Genomic DNA, 23,283 nt, shown 5'->3' with positions numbered 1-23,283 from the left:
CCAGGTTCATGCCCGAATACGTCAATTGGCTTCGCCACGCGTCTCCTTATATCAATGCCCACCGCGACTGCACCTTCGTCGTCATGCTGCCCGGCGACGGCGTGGAGCATCCGAACTTCGGCAACATCGTCCATGACATCGTGCTGCTGCACAGTCTCGGCGTGCGACTGGTGCTGGTCCATGGCTCCCGTCCGCAGATCGAAACCCGCCTCGCCGCCCGTGGCCTGACCCCGCATTACCACCACGGCATGCGCATCACCGATGCCGCAACCCTTGAGTGCGTGATCGACGCGGTCGGCCAGTTGCGCATCGCCATCGAAGCGCGGCTGTCGATGGACATGGCTTCGTCGCCGATGCAGGGCTCGCGCCTGCGGGTAGCCAGTGGCAACCTGGTGACCGCACGGCCGATCGGCGTACTGGAAGGCGTCGACTATCACCACACCGGCGAAGTGCGCCGGGTCGACCGCAAGGGTATCAACCGTCTGCTCGACGAGCGCTCCATCGTGCTGCTCTCGCCGCTGGGTTACTCGCCGACCGGTGAAATCTTCAACCTCGCCTGCGAAGACGTCGCCACTCGCGCCGCCATCGATCTGGGCGCCGACAAACTGCTGCTGTTCGGCGCCGACCTCGGTCTGATCGACGAAAACGGCAAACTGGTGCGCGAGCTGCGTCCGCAACAGGTGCCGGCGCATTTGCAGCGTCTGGGCAGCAACTATCAGGCGGAATTGCTGGATGCCGCCGCCGAAGCCTGCCGTGGCGGTGTGGCGCGCAGCCATATCGTCAGTTATGCCGAGGACGGCGCGCTGCTGACCGAACTGTTCACCCGCGACGGTGGCGGTACGCTGGTGGCCCAGGAGCAATTCGAACTGGTGCGCGAGGCGGCGATTGAAGACGTCGGCGGTTTGCTTGACCTGATCAGTCCGCTGGAAGAGCAGGGCATTCTGGTGCGTCGTTCCCGCGAAGTGCTGGAGCGTGAGATCGAGCAGTTCAGTGTGGTCGAGCGTGAAGGGATGATCATCGCCTGTGCGGCGCTGTATCAGATTGCCGATTCGGATGCCGGCGAGCTGGCGTGCCTGGCGGTGAATCCTGAATACCGCCATGGCGGTCGTGGCGACGAATTGCTCGAGCGCATCGAGACCCGTGCCCGGGCGCAGGGTTTGAAGACTCTGTTCGTCCTCACCACCCGCACTGCCCACTGGTTCCGCGAGCGCGGTTTCGAGCCGAGCAGCGTCGAGCGCCTGCCGGCGGCTCGGGCTTCTCTGTACAACTATCAGCGCAATTCGAAGATTTTCGAAAAGTCTCTGTGATGAGCGATTGCCCCCACGCGGCAGGTGGGGGCAAATCCTTTACTCCGCGACAAACTTCGCACTGACATAAGGCGAGTAGTCAGGCAAAACGCTTTCGACCTTGCCCTGTTCCTTCAAAAATTTCGCCGTCTCACCAATCGCCTTCGCCGTGCCGCCATCCAGCAGCGCCGCAGTCTGTTGTGCCTTGGCGTCCGGGAATGCCGAACCCGCGAGCAGTTCCGGGACATCCGCGGCGTTGGCACCGGTCAGTTTGGCGATTTTCTGCACCGGTACCGAGTCGGCGGTCCAGCTGTCTTTATGGGCGGCATAGTCGGCGAACGAGTCCAGGGTCACCTTGGCGAACCTGGCCACGACCTCAGGATGTTTCTCGGCAAAGTCCTTGCGTGCCACCCAGACTTCGAAGGTCGGTGCGCCCCACTGGCCGACCTGGGCGGCATCGGTCAGGGTCTTGCCGGTCTTGCGGATTTCGCCCAGCGCCGGCGACCAGACGAAGGCGCCATCAATGTCGCCGCGCTTCCACGCAGCCGCGATTTCTGCGGGTTGCAGGTTCACCACTTTGACTTTCGAGGTGTCCAGGCCCCAGTGCTTGAGTGCGCCGAGCAGGCTGTAGTGGGAGGTGGAGACGAACGGGGTGGCGATGGTCTTGCCGATCAGGTCTTCGGGCTTGTTGATACCACTGCCGTTGCGCACCACCAACGCTTCGGCGGTATTGATCTGCGCCGAGACGATGAAGGCAACGATCGGCAGATTGCGTGAGGCGGCGGCTGCCAGCGGACTGGAGCCGAGGTTGCCGATCTGCACATCGCCGGAAGCGATGGCTGTCACTACTTCCGGGCCGCTATTGAAACGGCGCCAGTCGATTTTTTCGCCTATGGTCTGCTCGTAAACGCCGTCGGCCTGGGGGACTTTGCTTGGATCGATGCCGGTCTGATAGCCGACAGTGAGACTGGAAGCATGGACAGAAAAAGAAATCAGAGCTGACACACAAACTGTAACAAATTGACTGGATAGTGCCCGTTTGGCCATGATGGCGTCGCCTTTTCGATAGGGTTTGACGAATCGGGGTTTCGCCAAAGCTAAACGATCTAAAAAAAGGCCAATAAATACCATTTAGGAATGAGCTTAGTCGCCGATACACTGTATCCCGGCACAGTTGGCCACTATTTCGTCATATTCCTGAATGTTATGAAAAAGGATGAATAAATTCTTTTTGGGTTTATCTGGAAGTCTTTACCCTGCAGGGACCAAATAACTGCGATTAGACCTTGGTCGTAGACACACAAGGTTACGATTGACTTGTCAGTCACGGTCTGGTGCTAATCGCGCATCTTAGGATCCAGGGGCGTCAGACTCCGGACCAGGAACACAAGAATTAGAAACGAGAGGAGCGATACATGAACAAGTCCACCTTGGCCCTGGCCGTGGCCGTAGGGGTTATTGCGCAGCAGGCAGGCGCAGCCGGTTTCATCGAAGACAGCAAGGCCACATTGGGGCTGCGTAACTTCTACATCAACACCGACAACCGCGACAGCGCTGCCAAAACTGCCTCTGGCGTGCAGAGCAAGAACGAAGAGTGGGGCCAAGGCTTCGATCTGCGTTTCATCTCCGGTTACACCCAAGGCACCGTAGGCTTCGGTATCGACGCCATCGGCCTGCTGGGCGTGCGTCTGGATTCGGGCGGTGGCACCAACGGTGCAACCTCGACGTCCTACGGTGGCACTGTGTTCCCGAGCAAGTCCAACGGCGAAGCTGTTGATAACTTCTCGAGCCTGGGCCTGACCGCCAAGGCCAAGATCTCCCAGACCGAACTGAAGCTGGGTACGCTGCAGCCGAAGAACCCGGTTATCGTGACCAACGACGGTCGTCTGCTGCCACAAACCTGGCAGGGCGGTCAGATCACTTCCGGCGAGATCAAGGACCTGTCCCTGGTCGCAGGTCAAATCGAAGCTGTGAAAGGTCGTAACTCCAGCAACAACGAGAACCTGTCCATTGGCGGTGCGAACGCTCGCGTAGCCAACAGCAACAAGTTCTACTACGCCGGTGGTGACTACAAGATCACCAAGGACCTGACTGCCCAGTACTACTACGGCAACCTGGAAGACTTCTACAAGCAACACTTCCTGGGTCTGGTTCACAACTGGGCAATCGGCCCGGGCGTGCTGAAGTCTGACTTCCGTTACTTCCACAGCAGCGACGATGGCGCCAACCACAACACCGCGGCCTACTTTGGCAACGGTAACTATGTCGGCAACGTCAGCGGCAAAGGCCCGATCGACAACAACCTGTACAGCGGCCTGTTCCTGTACACCGTTGAAGGTCACACCTTCGGTGGCGGCTATCAGGTTTCCAACGGCAGCTCCGACTTCCCTTGGCTGAACCAGGGCGACGGTTCGTCGAACTACACCATCACCGACATGCAGATCCAGAAGTTCGGTCGTGCCGGCGAGAAAACCTGGCAAGCTCGCTACTCGTATGACTTCGCCAAAGTCGGCCTGCCAGGCCTGACTGCCGGTATGGTCTACCTGCGTGGCAGCGACATCGACACCGTGGGTTCCAACCGTCGTGAGAACGGCAATGGCAACTCCGAGTGGGAACGCGACCTGACCATCGGTTACGTGATTCCGGAAGGCCCAGCCAAGAACCTGGGTTTCATGTGGAAAAACGCTACCTGGCGCAACGACATTCCTGGTCAGCGTGACCAGGACGAAAACCGCCTGATCGTCAGCTACTCGATCCCGCTGCTGTAATAGCGCGCTCCTGCACTGATGTAAAAAGCCCGAAGTAAAAAAGCCCCGTCCGGCATCGCGCCGGACGGGGCTTTTGCGTTTTCGGGTCCGGCCCACCCCCGTAGACCTTTCCCGACATTTCCCTCTTTGCAGCAACTCAAGGCCTTCTCGAACCTCGGGGCCGATGTTCGACGCGTTCCCGGCAAGCGTCCAGTGAACAGAAGTTTAATATTCTTAAAGGATATAAATATCTAGTTATATATTCTTTTTCAGAAGATGAAATCCCGAGCTACAGTTGAGGTCTCCCACCACTCATCAGGAGCAGCACCATGAGCCTCAGACTTGGCGATATCGCCCCCGATTTCGAACAGGATTCCAGCGCCGGCAAGATTCGTTTCCACGAATGGCTGGGCGATAGCTGGGGCGTGTTGTTTTCCCACCCGGCAGACTTCACCCCGGTCTGCACCACCGAGCTGGGCTTCACTGCCAAGCTCAAGGACGAATTCACCAAGCGTGGCGTGAAGGCCATCGCACTGTCGGTCGACCCGGTGGACTCGCACCACAAGTGGATCGAGGACATCAACGAAACCCAGAACACCATCGTCAACTTTCCGATCCTGGCCGATGCCGATCGCAAGGTCTCGGATCTCTATGACCTGATCCACCCGAACGCCAGCGACACCCTGACCGTGCGCTCGCTGTTCGTGATCGATCCGAACAAGAAGATCCGCCTGACCATCACCTACCCGGCGAGCACCGGGCGCAACTTCCACGAGATCCTGCGGGTGATCGATTCGCTGCAGCTCACCGACAACTACAAGGTGGCCACCCCGGCCAACTGGCAGGACGGTGAAGAGGTGGTGATCGTGCCGTCGCTCAAGGACGAAGACGAAATCAAGCAACGCTTTCCGAAGGGCTATCGCGCGGTGAAACCGTACCTGCGCCTCACCCCACAGCCGAACAAGTGAATCAATAAATTTAGCGGTGTAGTCACCACCGCTTTCGCGAGCAAGCCCGCTCCCACATTCTGGAATGCGTTCCCCTGTGGGAGCGGGCTTGTTCCGGGCGGCGTTCCGACGAAGGCGTCGGCTTGAGCGACACAGAGTTCAGAACCACGATGCAGGGAATTTCAGGCCGTTTCGACGGCCTTTTTTTTCGTCTGGAAAAACCTCAATCCAATATCTCTAAATAGCATAACCAAATGAATAAATATGATTTATGGATATATGAATCAGCTGGTAAGGTCACTCACATCGAAGCGAGATCGCAACCCGCGAATCGCCTGTAACGTGCAAGGAATCGTCTGAATGCTGGTCGTCTCACTCGGTGGCAGTCCCAGTCAACGTTCTCGCTCCGGGGTGTTGCTGGAGCGCTCGCAACGCTGGTTGCAGCAGCAAGGGGTGGAAGTGGTGAGTTATCAGGTACGGGACTTCCCGGCCGAAGACCTGCTCCACGCCCGCTTCGACAGCCCGAAGGTGCTCGACCTGCTGCAACAGATTGAAAACGCCGATGGCCTGCTGATCGCCACACCGGTCTACAAGGCGTCGTTCTCCGGCGCCCTGAAGACCTTGCTGGATCTGCTGCCCGAGCGCGCGCTGAACCACAAGATTGTCCTGCCGATGGCCACCGGCGGCAGTATCGCCCACATGCTGGTGGTCGATTACGCCCTCAAGCCTGTGCTGTCGGCGTTGAAGGCCCAGGAAATGCTGCAAGGGATTTTTGCCGAGGACAGCCAGATCGCCTATGGCGAAGGCAGTGCCCAGGCGCAGTTGGCGCCGGCTCTGGAGCAGCGGTTGCATGAAGCGCTGGACCAGTTTGTCAGCGCCATGGCCCGCCGGCCGAAGCCGCTGGATCCGGGGCTGTTGAACGAACGTTTGTTGAGTGCTCGCTGGAGCATTTGAGCCATACCGAAACTTGAAGTACTCACCTTACTCAGCCGCCAACGGCCAAGCAGGTGCAGCCAAAACCCAACAGCAAAAAGGAGAGCGCTATGCGCACTGTATTTTTGCGTCGTGGTCTGGTCGCTCTGTTTGCTGCGGCTGTGTCCTTCGGCGCCATCACTCAAGCTCAGGCCGAGACGCTAAGAATCGGTTATCAGAAATACGGCACGCTGGTGCTGCTCAAAGCCAAAGGCACGCTCGAGAAACGCCTCGCCGCCCAAGGCGTCGACGTGCAATGGACTGAATTCCCCGGCGGCCCGCAACTGCTGGAAGGCCTGAACGTCGGCTCGATCGACTTCGGCGTCACCGGCGAAACTCCGCCAGTCTTCGCCCAGGCTGCCGGTGCCGATCTGCTCTACGTGGCCTATGAGCCGCCAGCGCCGAACAGCGAAGCGATCCTCGTGCCGAAAGATTCGCCGATCAAATCGGTGGCGGATCTCAAGGGCAAGAAAGTCGCCCTGAACAAAGGCTCCAACGTCCACTACCTGCTGGTGCGCGCGCTGGAAGACGCCGGCCTCAAGTACACCGACATTCAAACCGTATTCCTGCCGCCGGCCGATGCCCGCGCCGCGTTCGAACGTGGCAGCGTCGACGCCTGGGTCATCTGGGATCCGTACCAGGCCGCCGCCGAGAAGCAACTGCAAGCGCACACCCTGCGTGACGGCAAAGGCATCGTCGACAACCACCAGTTCTACCTGGCGACCAAACCCTACGCACAGAAAAATCCCGAGGTAATCAAGACCCTCGTGGAAGAAGTGCGCGCCGTGGGCGAGTGGTCCAAGGCCAACCCGCAAGACGTGACTCAACAGGTGTCGCCGCTGCTCGGCCTGCCGGCAGACATCACCCTGACCTCGGTGAAACGCCAGGGCTACGGCGCGCTGTTCCTGACCCCGGAAGTGGTCGCCGCACAACAGAAAATCGCCGACACCTTCTACCAGCTCAAGCTGATTCCCAAGCCGTTGAGCATCAAGGACGTGATCTGGACCCCGCCGGCCGCTGTGGCCCAAAGCTCGGTCACCCAAGCCCAGTAAATCGAATCCCCAAGGAGACCACTCCATGAGCCTCAACATCTTCTGGTTCCTGCCAACCCACGGCGACGGCCATTACCTTGGCACCGCCGAAGGCGCCCGCGCCGTCGACCACGGCTATCTGCAACAGGTCGCGCAAGCGGCGGATCGACTGGGTTTTGGCGGCGTACTGATTCCCACCGGCCGCTCCTGCGAGGATTCGTGGCTGGTGGCGGCATCGTTGATCCCGGTGACCCAGCGTCTGAAATTCCTTGTCGCCCTGCGCCCCGGGATCATTTCCCCGACGGTGGCGGCGCGTCAGGCCGCGACGCTGGATCGACTGTCCGGCGGTCGTGCGCTGTTCAACCTGGTGACCGGTGGCGATCCGGAAGAGTTGGCCGGCGACGGTCTGTTCCTCGATCACGAAGCGCGCTATCAGGCCTCGGTGGAATTCACCCGGATCTGGCGCCGCGTGCTGGAAGGCGAAACCGTGGATTACGACGGCGAGCACATCAGCGTGAAGGGCGCCAAATTGCTCTATCCGCCGATCCAGCAACCGCGTCCACCGCTGTACTTCGGTGGTTCGTCGGAAGCGGCGCAGGATCTGGCCGCCGAACAAGTGGAAATGGTCCTGACCTGGGGCGAGCCGCCCGCAGCCGTAGCCGAGAAGATCGAACAGGTTCGCGCCAAAGCGGCCAAGCTTGGGCGCACCGTGCGCTTCGGCATCCGTCTGCACGTGATCGTGCGGGAAACCAACGCTGAAGCCTGGCAGGCGGCGGATCGCCTGATCTCGCATCTGGACGACGACACCATCAAGCGCGCCCAGGCTTCGCTGGCGCGGTTCGATTCGGTCGGCCAGCAGCGCATGGCCGCGCTGCACGGTGGCAGCCGCGACAATCTCGAAGTCAGCCCGAACCTGTGGGCCGGCGTCGGTCTGGTGCGCGGCGGTGCCGGCACGGCGCTGGTCGGCGACGGCCCGACCGTGGCGGCGCGGGTGAAGGAATACGCGGATCTGGGTATCGATACCTTCATCTTTTCCGGTTATCCACACCTCGAAGAGTCGTATCGCGTCGCCGAGTTGCTGTTCCCGCACCTCGACGTCGAGCGTCCGGAATTGCCTAAAAGCGCCGGTTACGTCAGCCCGTTCGGCGAGATGGTGGCCAACGACATTCTTCCCAAAGCCGCGTCCCAGAGCTGAGGCGCCGCCATGAAGAAATTTATCCACAGCCTCGCGCCCTGGGCGTTGCCGGTGTTGTTGCTGGCGGTGTGGCAGTTGTCGGTGTCGGCGGGCTGGCTGTCGACGCGGATTCTGCCGGCGCCGGTGGCGGTGATCGAAGCCGGCGTGAGTCTGGTGCGCAGCGGTGAAATCTGGACGCACCTGGCGATCAGCGGCTGGCGCGCCGCGCTGGGCTTCACCATCGGTGGCAGCATCGGTCTGGTGCTGGGTTTCATCACCGGCCTGTCGAAGTGGGGCGAACGCCTGCTCGACAGCTCGGTGCAGATGATCCGCAACGTACCGCACCTGGCGTTGATTCCACTGGTGATCCTGTGGTTCGGCATCGATGAGTCGGCGAAGATTTTCCTGGTGGCGCTCGGGACGCTGTTCCCGATCTACCTCAACACGTACCACGGCATCCGCAACGTCGATCCGGCGCTGGTGGAGATGGCGCGCAGTTATGGCCTGTCCGGCTTCAGCCTGTTCTGGCAGGTGATTCTGCCGGGCGCGTTGCCTTCGATTCTGGTCGGCGTGCGCTTCGCACTGGGCTTCATGTGGCTGACGCTGATCGTGGCGGAAACCATCTCCGCCAGCTCCGGCATCGGTTATCTGGCGATGAACGCCCGCGAGTTCTTGCAAACCGACGTGGTGGTGCTGGCGATTCTGCTCTACGCGGTGCTCGGCAAACTGGCCGACCTTGCAGCCCGTGGACTTGAACGTGTGTGGCTGCGCTGGCATCCGGCGTATCAAGTGGCGAAAGGAGGTGCGGCATGACCGCTCAACAACCTCCACGTCTGCTGCGCGGAATTCCGCTGGCGCTGCGCAACCTGCAAAAAACCTTCGGTTCGCGGCAGGTGCTGCGTGACATCGACCTGCACATTCCGGCGGGGCAATTCGTCGCCGTGGTCGGGCGCAGTGGCTGCGGCAAAAGTACGTTGCTGCGTCTGCTCGCCGGCCTCGATCAACCCACCGGCGGTGATTTGCTCGCCGGGGCTGCACCGCTCAGCGATGCGCGGGACGACACCCGGTTGATGTTCCAGGAAGCGCGACTGCTGCCGTGGAAAAAGATCATCGACAACGTCGGTCTCGGCCTTAAAGGCAACTGGCGTGCGCAAGCCTTGCAGGCGCTGGATGCAGTCGGCCTCGCCGATCGCGCCCATGAATGGCCGGCGGCACTGTCCGGCGGTCAGAAGCAGCGCGTGGCGCTGGCCCGGGCGCTGATTCATCAACCGCGTCTGTTGCTGCTCGACGAGCCGCTGGGTGCGCTGGATGCGCTGACCCGGATCGAGATGCAGCAACTGATCGAACGTCTCTGGCAACAGCATGGTTTCACCGTGTTGCTGGTGACCCACGACGTCAGCGAAGCGGTGGCGATTGCCGACCGGGTGATTCTGATCGAGGACGGCGAAGTCGGCCTCGACCTGCAAGTGGACCTGCCGCGCCCTCGGGTGCGTGGCTCCCATCGCCTGGCCGCGCTGGAAACCGAAGTGCTCAATCGTGTGTTGTCCCTGCCCGGCGAGCCGCCGGCGCCGGAACCCGTTTCACCCTTGCCTACGCAACTGCGTTGGGCTCAATAACTCAAGCAAACGACAGGAATCAATGCCATGACTATCAAAGCCATCAACGTACGCAACCAGTTCAAAGGCGCGATCAAGGAGATCGTTCTCGGCGACGTGCTGTCGGAAATCGACGTGCAGACCGCCTCCGGCATTGTCACGTCGGTGATCACCACCCGTTCGGTCAAGGAGCTGGAACTGGAGGTCGGCAGCGAAGTGATCGCCTTCGTGAAATCCACCGAGGTGTCCATCGCCAAGTTGTAAGAGCGTGGGACAAAAACAACCCCGAAGGGTGTGAGCCCTTCGGGGTTTTTTGTGTCTGACTGGAAATCGGCGGTGCGGCCTTCGCGAGCAAGCCCGCTCCTACAGGGGATGGTATTCCAAATGTGGGAGCGGGCTTGCTCGCGAAGAGGCCGATCAGGACGCTAGAGAATTCTCTTGGGCAGATAGGGCGGCAGATACAGCCCGAGATAGGCATCGAACACGCGCATGCCTTCCTCGGCCATGCGCGGGGTGATCTGCCCGTGCTGCTGCACCGAGCGGGCGTAGACGCGGTCGCCCAGCTCCATTGCCAGCGCGAAAACGTCCACGTCATCCGGCAGCCTCGGCAGTTCGAAGTGATGATCGAACAGCTTGTGCATCAGGTCGCCCAGTTCAAGGTCGTGCTGGCGGTCGGCCTGGGTGACTTCGGTAAGGCCGTGCTGCGCAAGGATGAGTTGGCGGGCGGCGGCGTCTTCATCGTAGATCTCCAGCATCCGTTGCTCGACCAGGCGGGACAGGTCGCGCCAGTCACGCAGGGCCTCGTGATCGATCGGTGCTTGCAGGCAGGCGCGGAAGGCGGCGTGAACATCCGCCGTCAGGCCTTCAAGCAGCGCCGGGACACTGGCGAAGAAATGGTAGACCGAGGAGGGCGGAATCTGCGCGCGCTCGGCCACGCTGTAGATCGACAGGCTCGCCACGCCCTCGGCGGCCAGCAGCGTGCGCGCGGCGTCGAGTATCGAATCGATCCGCGCCTGACTGCGGGCACGGGGTTTGCGGACGGGGGCGGGACGCGTCATGAAAGTCTCCTGCGGGGCAGCGGGCATTGTACGCAGAGCTTGAATGTCTGCCACAGAGGCCAATAAAAAAACGCCGCGGGCTGAGAAGCCAACGGCGTTTTCCTTTGCTGCAGTCCGCTTAAACGGTGTGCAGGTACCAGTTGTACTCGAGGTCGGAGATGGAGTGTTCGAACTCCTCCAGCTCGCTCTCTTTGCAGGCGACGAAGATATCGATGTATTTCGGATCGATGTACTTGGCCATCACCTCGCTGTCGTCCAGCTCGCGCAGGGCATCGCGCAAGTTGTTCGGCAGGCTCTGCTCGTTCTGCTCGTAGCTGTTGCCTTCGGTGGGGGCCGGTGGCTCGATCTTGTTGGTCAGGCCGTGATGCACGCCCGCCAGCACCGAAGCCATCAGCAGGTACGGGTTGGCATCGGCGCCGGCCACGCGGTGCTCCAGGCGGACCGCGTCGGCGGAGCCGGTCGGTACGCGCAGGGCCACGGTGCGGTTGTCCAGACCCCAGCTCGGCGAGTTCGGCACGTAGAACTGCGCGCCGAAACGACGGTAGGAGTTGACGTTGGGGCAGAGGAAAGCCATCTGCGCGGGCAGGGTCTCGAGCACACCGCCGATCGCGTGACGCAGCGCGGCGTTCTGCTCGGGATCCTCGCTGGCAAAAATGTTTTTGCCTTCTTTGTCGAGAACCGAGATGTGGACGTGCAGACCGTTGCCTGCCTGACCCGGGTACGGCTTGGCCATGAAGGTGGTGTCCATTTCATGGTCGTAAGCGATGTTCTTGATCAGACGCTTGAGCAGGACCGCGTAATCGCACGCCTTGATCGGGTCGGCGACGTGGTGCAGGTTCACTTCGAACTGCGCCGGGGCACTTTCCTTGACGATGGCGTCTGCCGGGATGCCTTGCTCTTTGGCGCCTTCCAGAATGTCCTGGAGACAGTCGACGTATTCGTCGAGGTCGTCGATCAGGTAGACCTGAGTCGAATGCGGGCGTTTGCCGGAGATCGGCGAGCGTGGCGGCTGAGGGCGGCCGTTCACGTTTTCCTGGTCGATCAGGTAGAACTCGAGTTCGAACGCGGCGCAGATGGTCAGGCCAAGCTCGTCAAACTTTGCAACAACTTGACGGAGCACTTCGCGCGGATCGGCGAAGAAAGGGTCGCCTTCGAGTTCGTGCATGGTCATCAACAGTTGCGCGGTCGGGCGCTTCTGCCATGGCTCGTTGCACAGGGTATCGGGGATTGGATAGCAGATACGGTCGGCGTCGCCGATGTCCAGGCCCAGGCCGGTGCTTTCCACCGTCGAACCATTGATATCCAGAGCAAATAGAGAGGCCGGCAGGTTGATGCCTTTCTCGTAAACCTTGTGGAGGCTGGTGCGTTCGATGCGCTTGCCGCGCACCACACCATTCATATCCGCAATCAGAAGGTCAACGTACAGAACCTCAGGATGTTCCTTAAGGAACGCGTTCGCTTCGTTAAGCTGAACGGCACGCGGGGGTACCGACATGATGCAACACCTTTGTTGTTAAAAATATCAATCATTGATCTTTTCTGGTTTCAGTCAACCCGAACGGCCTGCCGAAGTCAAGCGAGGCCTTTTTTGCCCCGAAAAAGCGCCGAGAGGGCATTTACGGGGCACTTTGGGGCATTTTTTTATCCGTGAAAGACGTGCCACCCGCAGGCTTGAGCAGGCCGTGTTGTATTTTTTACGGGGGTGTTGTGTAAAAAAATGAACAAGGCTAAGCTCGGGTCAAACCCATAACAGCAATAATACCGGGGTGCTTCATGTCTCGCCTGCCGTTAATCGGCGTCACCGACTGCTCCGTGCAGTGCGGTCTGCATGCTTATCACATCAGTGGCGACACGTCCGTCCGCAGCGCAGCCGACAGCCAGGCTCGCATTCTGCCAGCGATCTCTTTGTCCATGGCGGATCAGGCGCCGGCGTCCGATATTCTGGACGCAGGGAAGGGCATCCTCTTCAGCGGTTCTGCTTTCAATATAGATCTCTTTCCTGCTCCCGGCCTGCACCGCGCCCGTCGCCGTGCCCGTGATTGCGCACACCCGGGATGTGCACAGGAAATGCAACGCCAGCGTAAAGGGCAGGTAAGCTCCTCCTTCATTGTCGATGCGCGGTGCCAGGCGTAAGCCGGCACTGCGCACAAACAAGCCCCCTTTAACGCGACGCCCCGTGCGTCAAACTTGCCTGACATGCGTCAGGAGACTCAGCCCAGAGGCATTTATGAGCAACAACCTCGACCAGCTCACCGATTGGTTGAAAGACCACAAGATCACAGAAGTCGAATGCATGATCGGCGACTTGACCGGCATCACCCGGGGCAAGATTTCGCCGACCAACAAGTTCATCGCCGAAAAAGGCATGCGCCTGCCAGAGAGCGTTCTGTTGCAGACCGTGACCGGCGACTACGTCGAAGACGACATCTATTACGAACTGCTCGACCCGGCCGACATCGACATGATCTGCCGCCCCGACCAGAACGCCGTGTACCTGGTGCCTTGGGCCGTCGAACCGACTGCCCAGGTGATCCACGACACCTACGACAAGCAAGGGAACCCGATCGAGCTGTCGCCGCGCAACGTGCTCAAGAAAGTCCTGAAACTCTATGCCGACAAGGGCTGGCAGCCGATCGTGGCGCCGGAAATGGAGTTCTACCTGACCAAGCGCAGCGACGACCCCGACTATCCATTGCAGCCACCAGTCGGCCGTTCCGGGCGCCCGGAAATCGGTCGCCAGTCCTTCTCCATCGAAGCGGCGAACGAGTTCGACCCGCTGTTCGAAGACGTCTACGACTGGTGCGAATTGCAGGAGCTGGACCTCGACACGCTGATCCACGAGGACGGCACGGCGCAGATGGAAATCAACTTCCGTCACGGCGACGCCCTGTCCCTGGCCGACCAGATTCTGGTGTTCAAGCGCACCATGCGTGAGGCCGCCCTCAAGCACAACGTCGCCGCGACCTTCATGGCCAAGCCAATGACCGGCGAGCCGGGCAGCGCGATGCACCTGCACCAGAGCATCATCGACATCGAGACCGGCAAGAACGTGTTCTCCAATGACGATGGCACCATGAGCCAGTTGTTCCTGCACCACATCGGTGGCCTGCAGAAACTGATCCCGGAACTGCTGCCGCTGTTCGCGCCGAACGTCAACTCGTTCCGCCGCTTCCTGCCGGACACCTCGGCACCGGTGAACGTGGAGTGGGGCGAAGAGAACCGCACCGTGGGTCTGCGCGTACCGGATGCCGGGCCGCAGAACCGCCGCGTGGAAAACCGCCTGCCGGGCGCCGACGCCAACCCGTACCTGGCGATTGCCGCGAGCCTGCTCTGCGGCTACATCGGCATGGTCGAGGGGATCAACCCGAGCGCGCCGGTGGTGGGCCGTGGCTACGAGCGCCGCAACCTGCGCCTGCCGCTGACCATCGAAGACGCGCTGGAGCGTATGGAAAACAGCGCAACCATCGAGAAATACCTGGGCAAGACCTTCATCACCGGCTACGTCGCGGTCAAGCGAGCCGAGCATGAAAACTTCAAGCGCGTGATCAGTTCCTGGGAGCGTGAGTACCTGCTCTTCGCCGTCTGATACGCCGGGTGCGGTGGCCCGCCGCCGCGCCTTCACCGATAACAAGGAGAATTGGCATGACCAGCAACAATCCGCAAACCCGTGAGTGGCAAGCCCTCAGCAGCGATCACCACCTGGCCCCGTTCAGCGACTTCAAGCAGCTGAAAGAAAAGGGTCCACGGATCATCACCAACGCCAAGGGCGTGTACCTGTGGGACAGCGAGGGCAACAAGATCCTCGATGGCATGGCGGGTCTGTGGTGTGTGGCGATCGGTTATGGGCGCGATGAGCTGGCCGATGCGGCCGCCAAGCAAATGCGCGAACTGCCTTATTACAACCTGTTCTTCCAGACCGCCCACCCGCCGGCGCTGGAACTGGCCAAGGCCATCGCCGACGTGGCGCCGGAAGGCATGAACCACGTGTTCTTCACCGGTTCCGGCTCCGAAGGCAACGACACCATGCTGCGCATGGTTCGCCACTACTGGGCGATCAAGGGCCAGCCGAACAAGAAAGTCATCATCAGCCGCAAGAACGGCTACCACGGTTCCACCGTGGCCGGTGCGAGCCTCGGCGGCATGACTTATATGCACGAACAGGGCGACCTGCCGATTCCGGGCATCGTCCACATCGCCCAGCCGTACTGGTTCGCCGAAGGCGGCGACATGACCCCGGAAGAATTCGGGATCTGGGCGGCCAATCAACTGGAAGAGAAGATTCTGGAAGTCGGCGTGGACAACGTCGGCGCCTTCATTGCCGAGCCGATCCAGGGCGCCGGCGGCGTGATCATTCCGCCAGATACCTACTGGCCGCGCATCAAGGAAATCCTCGCCAAGTACGACATCCTGTTCGTGGCCGATGAAGTGATCTGCGGTTTCGGCCGTACCGGCGAATGGTTCGGCAGCGATTTCTACGACCTCAAGCCGCACATGATGACCATCGCCAAAGGCCTGACGTCCGGTTACATCCCGATGGGTGGCCTGATCGTGCGTGACGAAGTGGTGGCGGTGCTCAACGAGGGCGGCGATTTCAACCACGGTTTCACCTACTCCGGTCACCCGGTGGCGGCGGCGGTGGGTCTGGAAAACATCCGGATTCTGCGCGAAGAGAAAATCATCGAGCGCGTCCACGAAGAAACGGCACCGTATTTGCAGAAACGTCTGCGCGAGCTGAACGATCACCCGTTGGTGGGGGAAGTGCGCGGAGTCGGTCTGCTGGGGGCCATCGAGCTGGTGCAGGACAAGGCCACTCGCAAGCGTTACGAAGGCAAGGGAGTGGGCATGATCTGCCGCCAGTTCTGCTTCGACAACGGACTGATCATGCGCGCCGTGGGCGACACCATGATCATTGCGCCGCCGCTGGTGATCAGCAAGGCGGAGATCGATGAACTGGTGACCAAGGCACGCAAATGCCTGGACCTGACCCTCAGTGCATTGCAGGGCTAAGTGCTAGGCTCTGAGCGATGGAGCTGTTGCGCTGTCGCTCGGAGCAGTTGCAAAGGCTGGTCTTTTCTTGAAAGACCGCCTCGTATCTTGCCAGACTAGCCGCGGTTCCAGTTGTCCGGGTTCGGCCGCTGAACAAAGTGGTTCAAAAAAGAAAAATTTGGAGCATGACGCATGAAGGCATTAGGTAAAAAGCTTGCTGGCAAGACTCTTCTGGCCCTGTCCGTCGCGGGCATGATGGCGGGCGCGGTTCACGCGGACGACAAAGTGCTGCACGTCTACAACTGGTCTGACTACATCGCTCCGGACACCATCGCGAACTTCGAGAAAGAGTCGGGGATCAAGGTGGTCTACGACGTATTCGACTCCAACGAAACCCTGGAAGCCAAGCTGCTGGCGGGCAAGTCCGGCTACGACGTGGTCGTGCCGTCCAACAACTTCCTGGCCAAGCAGATCAAGGCCGGTGTGTACCAGGAACTGGATCGCTCCAAGCTGCCTAACTGGAAGAACCTCAACCAGGACCTGCTCAAGGCCGTATCGGTCAGCGACCCGGACAACAAGCACGCTTTCCCGTACATGTGGGGTTCGATCGGCATCGGCTACAACCCGGAGAAGGTCAAGGCTGCGCTGGGCGTCGACAAGATCGATTCCTGGGACGTACTGCTGAAGCCGGAAAACATCGCCAAGCTCAAGGGCTGCGGCGTGAGCTTCCTCGATTCGCCGACCGAAATGCTCCCGGTCGCGCTGCACTACCTGGGCCTGCCAACCGACTCCCAGAAGAAAGAAGACATCAAGAAAGCCGAGGATCTGTTCCTCAAGATTCGTCCTTCGATCACCTACTTCCACTCGTCCAAGTACATCTCGGACCTGGCCAACGGCAACATCTGCGTAGCGGTCGGCTACTCGGGTGACGTGCAGCAGGCCAAGTCCCGTGCCGCCGAGGCCGGTGACAAGGTGAAAGTCAGCTACGCCATTCCGAAGGAAGGCGCTGGCAGCTTCTTCGACATGGTCGCCATTCCCAAGGATGCCGAAAACGTTGAAGGCGCCTACAAGTTCATGACCTTCCTGCAGAAGCCTGAAGTCATGGCCAGCATCACCAACGCCGTACGTTTCCCGAACGGTAACGCTGCTGCAACAGCGCTGGTAGAGAAAGACATCACCAGTGATCCAGGCATCTACCCGCCAGCCGACGTACAGGCCAAGCTGTATGCCATCGCCGATCTGCCGGCGGCGACCCAGCGTGAAATGACGCGCAGCTGGACCAAGATCAAATCCGGCAAATAAGCCGGTTTGAAGCCGCAACCGCTGGCCGTCGCCTTCACCAGGGCGGCCAGCGGTGCAATTAAATGACAGAAAGTTTTGCTGGAACGGTTTTTCGAAGGTAAGTTGCGCGCCGGTTTTGTTGCCGGGCAACCGTGACTGTCATGCAGCGCGGGGCAACTTGGGCCCAACTCAATCAGAGGACCTCCACTTGCCTATTTTTTCTTCTTTGCGCAATGCCCTGCTGGCCGCTGCCGGCCTGACGTTCGTTGTCGGTGCCCAAGCTGCCGGTACTGTGCATATTTATAACTGGTCGGATTACATCGGCGAGACCACCCTGGCCGATTTCCAGAAAGAAACCGGGATCAAACCGGTCTACGACGTGTTCGATTCCAACGAAACCCTGGAAGGCAAACTGCTTGCCGGGCGTACCGGTTACGATGTGGTCGTGCCGTCGAACCACTTCCTTGGCAAGCAGATCAAGGCGGGCGCGTTCCAGAAGCTCGACAAGGTGCAACTGACGAACTACGCCAATCTCGACCCGGTGCTGCTCAAGCGCCTGGAACAGAACGACCCGGGCAACCAGTACGCCGTTCCGTACCTGTGGGGCACCAACGGCATCGGCTACAACGTCGATAAAGTGAAAGCCGTGCTCGGTGTCGACAAGATCGACTCCTGGAGCGTGCTGTTCGAACCCGAGAACATCAAGAAGCTGCACAGCTGCGGCGTGGCGTTCCTCGATTCGGCCGATGAAATGATGCCGACCGTGCTCAACTACATGGGCCTGAACGCCAACAGCACCAATCCCAAGGATTACGAGAAAGCCACGGCCAAATTGCTGGCGGTGCGTCCGTACGTGACCTACTTCCACTCCTCGAAATACATCGGTGATCTGGCCAACGGCGACATCTGTGTGGCCATCGGGTTCTCCGGCGATATCTTCCAGGCCAAGCACCGTGCCGAAGAAGCCAAGAAAGGCGTCAACATCGCCTACGCCATCCCGAAAGAGGGCGGCGCGCTCTGGTTCGACATGCTGGCGATTCCGAAGGATTCGGCCAACGTCAAAGAGGCCCACGCCTTCATCAACTATTTGCTGAAACCTGAGGTGATTGCCCAGGTCAGTGATTACGTCGGTTACGCCAACCCCAACCCGGGTTCGGACAAGCTGATGGAGCAGTCCATTCGCACCGACGAAGCGGTTTATCCACCGCAGGCCGTCCTCGACAAGACCTATGTGTCCATCGAGTTGCCACCGAATATTCAGCGTTTGATGACCCGTAGCTGGACCAAGGTCAAGTCGGGTAAATAACGCGCAAATCATCCTGGGTTCGTCTTGCGTGGGCGAACTGCACTCTTTTTTCTGGGAGTTTCGTAAATGGCAGTTGCCTCCGGCGCCTATAAGAAAGCCCTCGAGGGCGACCAGACACCGAAACAGGTGCTGGTTAAAATCGACCGGGTCACGAAGAAGTTCGACGAGACGGTTGCCGTGGACGATGTGTCCCTGGAAATCAAGAAGGGCGAGATCTTCGCCCTGCTCGGCGGTTCGGGATCGGGCAAATCCACTCTGCTGCGGATGCTGGCAGGGTTCGAACGGCCCACGGAGGGGCGCATTTTCCTCGACGGCGTCGATATCACCGACATGCCGCCGTACGAGCGACCGATCAACATGATGTTCCAGTCGTATGCCCTGTTCCCGCACATGACCGTGGCGCAGAACATCGCGTTCGGCCTCAAGCAGGACAAGATCCCGGCAGCCGAGATCGACGCCCGTGTGGCCGAGATGCTCAAACTGGTGCAGATGAGCCAGTACGCCAAGCGCAAGCCGCACCAGTTGTCCGGTGGCCAGCGTCAGCGCGTGGCACTCGCCCGTTCCCTGGCCAAGCGTCCGAAGCTGCTGCTGCTCGACGAGCCGATGGGCGCACTGGACAAGAAACTGCGTTCGCAGATGCAGCTGGAGCTGGTGGAAATCATCGAGCGCGTCGGCGTGACCTGCGTGATGGTGACCCACGACCAGGAAGAGGCCATGACCATGGCCGAGCGCATCGCGATCATGCATCTGGGCTGGATCGCCCAGATCGGCAGCCCGATCGACATCTACGAAACCCCGACCAGCCGTCTGGTCTGCGAATTCATCGGCAACGTGAACATCTTCGAAGGCGAAGTGATCGACGACGCCGAAGGCCACGCGACCATCACCTGCAAGGACCTCGACCGGCAGATCTACGTCGGCCACGGCATCAGCACCTCGGTGCAGGACAAGTCCGTGACCTACGCGATCCGTCCGGAAAAACTGCTGGTCACCGCCGAAATGCCGACCTGCGAATACAACTGGTCGAGCGGCAAGGTGCACGACATCGCTTACCTCGGCGGGCACTCGGTGTTCTACGTCGAACTGCCGAGCGGCAAACTGGTGCAGTCCTTCGTGGCCAACGCCGAACGCCGTGGCGCACGTCCGACCTGGGGCGATCAGGTCTACGTGTGGTGGGAAGACGACAGCGGCGTGGTACTTCGCTCATGAACATGCGCAAATTCAAACGCCGGCTCAATCGAATAATTCCCGGTGGCCGTCAGCTGGTCATCGGGGTTCCGTTCATCTGGCTGTTCCTGTTCTTCATGCTGCCGTTCTTCATCGTCCTGAAGATCAGCTTCGCCGAAGCGGACGTGGCCATCCCGCCGTACACCGAGATCTACACCTACGCCGAGCAGAAGCTGCAACTGCTGCTGAACCTGGGCAACTACGCGATGCTCGGCGACGACGAACTGTACATCTCGGCGTACCTCGGTTCGCTGAAAATGGCGTTCTTCAGCACGCTGCTGTGCCTGCTGATCGGCTACCCGATGGCCTACGCCATCGCCAGTGCCCGCAAGGAAGTGCAGACGGTGCTGGTGCTGCTGATCATGATGCCGACCTGGACCGCGATCCTGATCCGCGTCTATGCGTGGATGGGCATCCTCAGCAACAACGGCCTGCTCAACGGTTTCCTGATGAGCATGGGCTTGATCGACGAACCGCTGCAGATCCTCAACACCAACCTGGCGGTGTACATCGGCGTCGTCTATTCGTACCTGCCGTTCATGATCCTGCCGCTGTACGCCAACCTGGTGAAGCACGACACCAGCCTGCTGGAGGCCGCGTCCGACCTGGGTTCGAGCACCTTCAACAGCTTCTGGAAAATCACTGTTCCGCTGTCCAAGAACGGCATCATCGCCGGCTGCATGCTGGTGTTCATCCCGGTGGTGGGCGAGTTCGTGATTCCGGAACTGCTCGGCGGTCCGGAAACCCTGATGATCGGTAAAGTGCTCTGGCAAGAGTTCTTCAACAACCGTGACTGGCCGGTGGCGTCCGCCCTGGCGGTGGTGATGCTGGCGATCCTGATTGTGCCGATCATCCTGTTCAACCGCAGTCAGGCCAAGGAAATGGAGGGTAAAGAATGAAGCGCTTCCGTTTCTCCAGCCTGATGCTGGTGCTCGGCCTGTTGTTCATCTACCTGCCGATGCTGATCCTGGTGATCTACTCGTTCAACGCCTCGAAACTGGTGACGGTGTGGGGCGGCTGGTCGATCAAGTGGTACGTCGGCCTGCTCGACAACACCCAACTGATGGGCTCGGTGGTGCGTTCGCTGGAAATCGCCTGCTACACCGCCGTCGCGGCGGTGGCGCTGGGTACGCTGGCGGCGTTCGTCCTGACCCGCATCACCCGGTTCAAGGGCCGCACGTTGTTCGGCGGCCTGGTCACCGCGCCGCTGGTAATGCCCGAGGTGATTACCGGTCTGTCGCTGTTGCTGCTGTTCGTGGCGATGGCGCAGATGATCGGCTGGCCGCAGGAGCGTGGCATCGTCACCATCTGGATCGCCCACACGACGTTCTGTGCGGCGTATGTGGCGGTGGTGGTGTCGGCGCGTCTGCGTGAGCTGGACCTGTCGATCGAAGAAGCGGCGATGGATCTGGGTGCGCGGCCGTGGAAGGTGTTCTTCCTGATCACCATCCCGATGATCGCGCCGTCGCTGGCGGCGGGCGGCATGATGTCGTTCGCCCTGTCGCTGGACGACCTGGTGCTGGCCAGTTTCGTCTCCGGCCCGGGTTCGACGACCCTGCCGATGGAAGTGTTCTCGGCGGTGCGTCTGGGCGTGAAGCCCGAGATCAATGCCGTGGCCAGCCTGATTCTGCTGGCGGTGTCGCTGGTGACCTTCATGGTCTGGTTCTTCAGCCGCCGTGCCGAAGAAGCGCGCCGCAAGGCAATCCAGCAAGCCATCGAAGAAAGCGCTGCCGATTCGTGGAAGCAACCGGACGTGCGCCGGGCGCCGACGCCGGAAGCGGCTTAAGTCTGCGGATACAAAAAACCTCGCGACCGGTCACGGTCGCGAGGTTTTTTTATGCCGGTCAGGAAACCCAGGGCGACTGGCGAATCACTTCGACGAAGTTCATCGGCTTGAACCCCGGCACCTGATCTCTCAGCACATCGGTTTTCACATTGCCGAACGTGGTCTGCGGACGATGGCGCAAGCCATCGGCGAACGCGCAGATGATGCACTCCTTGAAGCCTTCGCCCCGTGGATGCGCATGCACCACCGCCTCACGCTGCACCGTGGTGAACGCCGCGTAGTCCATGCCCAGCACATCCATCTCGACACCCGCCGTCACCAGCGCCACGGTCGGACGCAGATGCTTCGGTACGCCCGGCGTGGTGTGCAGGGCGATCGACAGCCAGACCTGTTCGATGTCGTCATCGCTCAGCCCGTAAGGTTTGAGAAACGCCGCGGCGGCGTTGGCGCCATCGACTTCGAAACGCTCGTCATCGCTGCGGTGACCCTCGACCAGACCCAGATCGTGGAACATCGCGCCGACGTACAGCAGCTCCGGATCGTAGGCCAGTTGACGGCGCTCGCCGCTCAAGGCGCCGAACAGAAACACACGGCGCGAGTGGTGGTAAAGCAGGTCGGATTCGATGTCGCGAATGTACTCGGTGGTGGCCCGGGCAAGGGCGCTGTCGGGGATCCGGATACCGGCGATGGTCGTGGTCATGTTGAGCTTCCTCGTCGAAAACGCCGTCACGGCGCTGATGGGGGAAAGTCTGTTCCCGGAGGTAAAACCGGACAATCGATCCATGGCTGCGATCCTTGCCATTGCACCGGCAAATCGTGCCAGCTCGCTTCTGCTGCGCGGATTGGCTAGGGTTGGCGCTGATCCGCCATTCCCCCGGAGCCTTCATTGCCATGAACAAAACCATCGCCATCGTGGTGTTCCCCGGCGTGCAGGCGCTGGACGTCAGCGGGCCGATGGACGTGTTCGCCGAGGCCAACCGCTTCCTGGCGCCGGAGGATCATTACCGGCTCGAAGTGATCGGCGTCGAGCGCGGGCCGATGCCGTGTTCCAACGGGCTGACCCTGAGTGCGCATCGGCATTTCAGCGAAGCGTCGCAGGCTTATGACTTGCTGCTGGTGGCGGGCGGGCCGCAGTTGCCGTTTCTGGATTTCGGCGTGACCTTTGATGCCTGGTTGCGCGAAGCCTGTGGACGGGCGCGGCGGTTCGGCTCGATCTGCAACGGTGCGTTCATGCTCGCCCGTGCCGGGTTGCTGGAGGGGCGCACGGTCACCACTCACTGGAATGACGCCGAGGCGCTGGCGCAGCTGTGCCCGTCGAGCCGGGTCGAGGCTGATCGGCTGTACGTCGAGGATGGCCAGCTCTACACCTCGGCGGGGGTGACGGCGGGGATCGATCTGTCGTTGTACCTGCTGGCGCGTGATTACGGGGCCGAGGTGGCGCTGAGCGTGGCCAAGCGGCTGGTGGTGTTCACCCAGCGCTCGGGCGGGCAGTCGCAGTTCAGCCCGTTCCTAACGCCTCATGCAGAGCCGACGTCGGCGGTGGCGATGGTGCAGCTGTATGTGCTGGCCAATCTCACCGGCGACCTGACCATCGCCGACCTGGCGAAGGCGGCGAATATGAGTGCGCGGAATTTCTCCCGGGTGTTTGCTCGCGAAGCGAAAGTCACCCCGGCGGAATTCGTCGAACGGGCGCGAGTGGATGCGGCGCGAGTGATGCTCGAAAGCACCACGGCGCCGCTGAAGACCGTCGCGTATCAATGCGGGTTTCGCGATGCGCAACATATGCGCAGCGTGTTCAACCGCCGGCTGGGGGTGACACCGCAGCAGTTTCGGCTGAATTTTGCGGCGATGGTTTGAGCGGTGATCGGCTTTGGATCGCCACCCCTC

22 protein-coding genes are annotated in these 23,283 nt (G+C 60.7%); 18 read left to right on the top strand and 4 right to left on the bottom strand.

What is annotated here, in order from left to right:
- Nucleotides 1-8 precede the first annotated feature (8 nt).
- Nucleotides 9-1,307 (top strand): amino-acid N-acetyltransferase, encoded by a 1,299-nt coding sequence (gene argA, locus NE357_RS27610; protein WP_007951778.1) that lies wholly within the window; start codon nt 9-11, stop codon nt 1,305-1,307.
- Between the two features lie 39 nt (nt 1,308-1,346).
- Here argA and tauA read toward each other — a convergent pair whose 3' ends face one another.
- On the bottom strand, nt 1,347-2,336 hold the full coding sequence (gene tauA / locus NE357_RS27605; RefSeq protein WP_169432716.1) for a taurine ABC transporter substrate-binding protein: 990 nt from the start codon (nt 2,334-2,336) through the stop codon (nt 1,347-1,349).
- Between the two features lie 365 nt (nt 2,337-2,701).
- Between tauA and NE357_RS27600 the strand changes: the two genes are divergently transcribed.
- The 8 genes from NE357_RS27600 (at nt 2,702) to NE357_RS27565 (ending at nt 10,016) form a co-directional block, all read left to right on the top strand.
- Nucleotides 2,702-4,054: an OprD family porin gene (locus NE357_RS27600; protein WP_169432373.1), complete on the top strand. Its 1,353-nt coding sequence runs from the start codon at nt 2,702-2,704 to the stop codon at nt 4,052-4,054.
- 308 nt (nt 4,055-4,362) lie between these two features.
- Nucleotides 4,363-5,001, top strand: coding sequence for a peroxiredoxin (locus NE357_RS27595; RefSeq protein ID WP_169432372.1), 639 nt, complete (start codon nt 4,363-4,365; stop codon nt 4,999-5,001).
- Between the two features lie 339 nt (nt 5,002-5,340).
- A complete protein-coding gene (ssuE, locus tag NE357_RS27590) occupies nt 5,341-5,934 on the top strand; it encodes an NADPH-dependent FMN reductase (RefSeq protein ID WP_169432371.1) in 594 nt (197 codons plus the stop codon).
- 89 nt (nt 5,935-6,023) lie between these two features.
- Nucleotides 6,024-7,004, top strand: coding sequence for a sulfonate ABC transporter substrate-binding protein (locus NE357_RS27585; protein ID WP_085689864.1), 981 nt, complete (start codon nt 6,024-6,026; stop codon nt 7,002-7,004).
- A gap of 25 nt (nt 7,005-7,029) precedes the next feature.
- Entirely contained in the window at nt 7,030-8,178 is a 1,149-nt protein-coding gene (gene ssuD, locus NE357_RS27580; protein WP_011336452.1) for an FMNH2-dependent alkanesulfonate monooxygenase, read from the top strand.
- A 9-nt stretch (nt 8,179-8,187) separates the two neighbouring features.
- Nucleotides 8,188-8,970, top strand: a complete 783-nt coding sequence (gene ssuC / locus NE357_RS27575; RefSeq protein WP_011336451.1) for an aliphatic sulfonate ABC transporter permease SsuC — start codon at nt 8,188-8,190, stop codon at nt 8,968-8,970.
- On the top strand, nt 8,967-9,773 hold the full coding sequence (gene ssuB / locus NE357_RS27570) for an aliphatic sulfonates ABC transporter ATP-binding protein (RefSeq protein ID WP_169432370.1): 807 nt from the start codon (nt 8,967-8,969) through the stop codon (nt 9,771-9,773). Before ssuC ends, ssuB begins: the two co-directional genes overlap by 4 nt.
- A gap of 27 nt (nt 9,774-9,800) precedes the next feature.
- Nucleotides 9,801-10,016: a TOBE domain-containing protein gene (locus tag NE357_RS27565; protein WP_007953520.1), complete on the top strand. Its 216-nt coding sequence runs from the start codon at nt 9,801-9,803 to the stop codon at nt 10,014-10,016.
- A gap of 161 nt (nt 10,017-10,177) precedes the next feature.
- Here the strand turns inward: NE357_RS27565 and NE357_RS27560 are convergent, their stop codons facing one another.
- Together NE357_RS27560 and NE357_RS27555 are read right to left on the bottom strand one after the other, a co-directional pair.
- Nucleotides 10,178-10,810 carry a TetR/AcrR family transcriptional regulator gene (locus NE357_RS27560; RefSeq protein WP_169432369.1) on the bottom strand — a complete coding sequence of 211 codons (633 nt, stop codon included), beginning with the start codon at nt 10,808-10,810 and terminating at the stop codon, nt 10,178-10,180.
- A gap of 118 nt (nt 10,811-10,928) precedes the next feature.
- Nucleotides 10,929-12,305 (bottom strand): glutamine synthetase family protein, encoded by a 1,377-nt coding sequence (locus tag NE357_RS27555; RefSeq protein WP_011336449.1) that lies wholly within the window; start codon nt 12,303-12,305, stop codon nt 10,929-10,931.
- 278 nt (nt 12,306-12,583) lie between these two features.
- Here NE357_RS27555 and NE357_RS27550 point away from each other — a divergent pair, with 278 nt between their 5' ends.
- From NE357_RS27550 to NE357_RS27515, 8 genes are all read left to right on the top strand, one after another.
- Complete coding sequence (locus tag NE357_RS27550; RefSeq protein ID WP_169432368.1) at nt 12,584-12,943, top strand: glutamine amidotransferase; 360 nt, start codon at nt 12,584-12,586, stop codon at nt 12,941-12,943.
- A gap of 94 nt (nt 12,944-13,037) precedes the next feature.
- Complete coding sequence (locus NE357_RS27545; RefSeq protein WP_169432367.1) at nt 13,038-14,396, top strand: glutamine synthetase family protein; 1,359 nt, start codon at nt 13,038-13,040, stop codon at nt 14,394-14,396.
- A 56-nt stretch (nt 14,397-14,452) separates the two neighbouring features.
- Nucleotides 14,453-15,817 carry an aspartate aminotransferase family protein gene (locus tag NE357_RS27540; protein ID WP_169432366.1) on the top strand — a complete coding sequence of 455 codons (1,365 nt, stop codon included), beginning with the start codon at nt 14,453-14,455 and terminating at the stop codon, nt 15,815-15,817.
- A gap of 171 nt (nt 15,818-15,988) precedes the next feature.
- Nucleotides 15,989-17,098 carry a polyamine ABC transporter substrate-binding protein gene (locus NE357_RS27535; protein WP_169432365.1) on the top strand — a complete coding sequence of 370 codons (1,110 nt, stop codon included), beginning with the start codon at nt 15,989-15,991 and terminating at the stop codon, nt 17,096-17,098.
- Between the two features lie 187 nt (nt 17,099-17,285).
- Nucleotides 17,286-18,383: a polyamine ABC transporter substrate-binding protein gene (locus NE357_RS27530; protein ID WP_169432364.1), complete on the top strand. Its 1,098-nt coding sequence runs from the start codon at nt 17,286-17,288 to the stop codon at nt 18,381-18,383.
- Nucleotides 18,384-18,449: 66 nt separating this feature from the next.
- Nucleotides 18,450-19,592 carry an ABC transporter ATP-binding protein gene (locus NE357_RS27525; RefSeq protein WP_169432363.1) on the top strand — a complete coding sequence of 381 codons (1,143 nt, stop codon included), beginning with the start codon at nt 18,450-18,452 and terminating at the stop codon, nt 19,590-19,592.
- 35 nt (nt 19,593-19,627) lie between these two features.
- Nucleotides 19,628-20,509 (top strand): ABC transporter permease subunit, encoded by an 882-nt coding sequence (locus tag NE357_RS27520; RefSeq protein ID WP_170931574.1) that lies wholly within the window; start codon nt 19,628-19,630, stop codon nt 20,507-20,509.
- Entirely contained in the window at nt 20,506-21,396 is an 891-nt protein-coding gene (locus NE357_RS27515) for an ABC transporter permease subunit (protein WP_169432362.1), read from the top strand. The genes NE357_RS27520 and NE357_RS27515 overlap by 4 nt, the downstream gene beginning before the upstream one ends.
- A gap of 58 nt (nt 21,397-21,454) precedes the next feature.
- Here NE357_RS27515 and NE357_RS27510 read toward each other — a convergent pair whose 3' ends face one another.
- Nucleotides 21,455-22,096: an HD domain-containing protein gene (locus NE357_RS27510; RefSeq protein WP_169432361.1), complete on the bottom strand. Its 642-nt coding sequence runs from the start codon at nt 22,094-22,096 to the stop codon at nt 21,455-21,457.
- Nucleotides 22,097-22,287: 191 nt separating this feature from the next.
- Between NE357_RS27510 and NE357_RS27505 the strand changes: the two genes are divergently transcribed.
- Entirely contained in the window at nt 22,288-23,253 is a 966-nt protein-coding gene (locus NE357_RS27505) for a GlxA family transcriptional regulator (protein WP_169432360.1), read from the top strand.
- The last annotated feature ends 30 nt before the right edge of the window (nt 23,254-23,283 follow it).

This window comes from Pseudomonas sp. G7(2022) (genome assembly GCF_052660475.1).
This window is presented reverse-complemented; position numbering and strand designations above follow the sequence as displayed.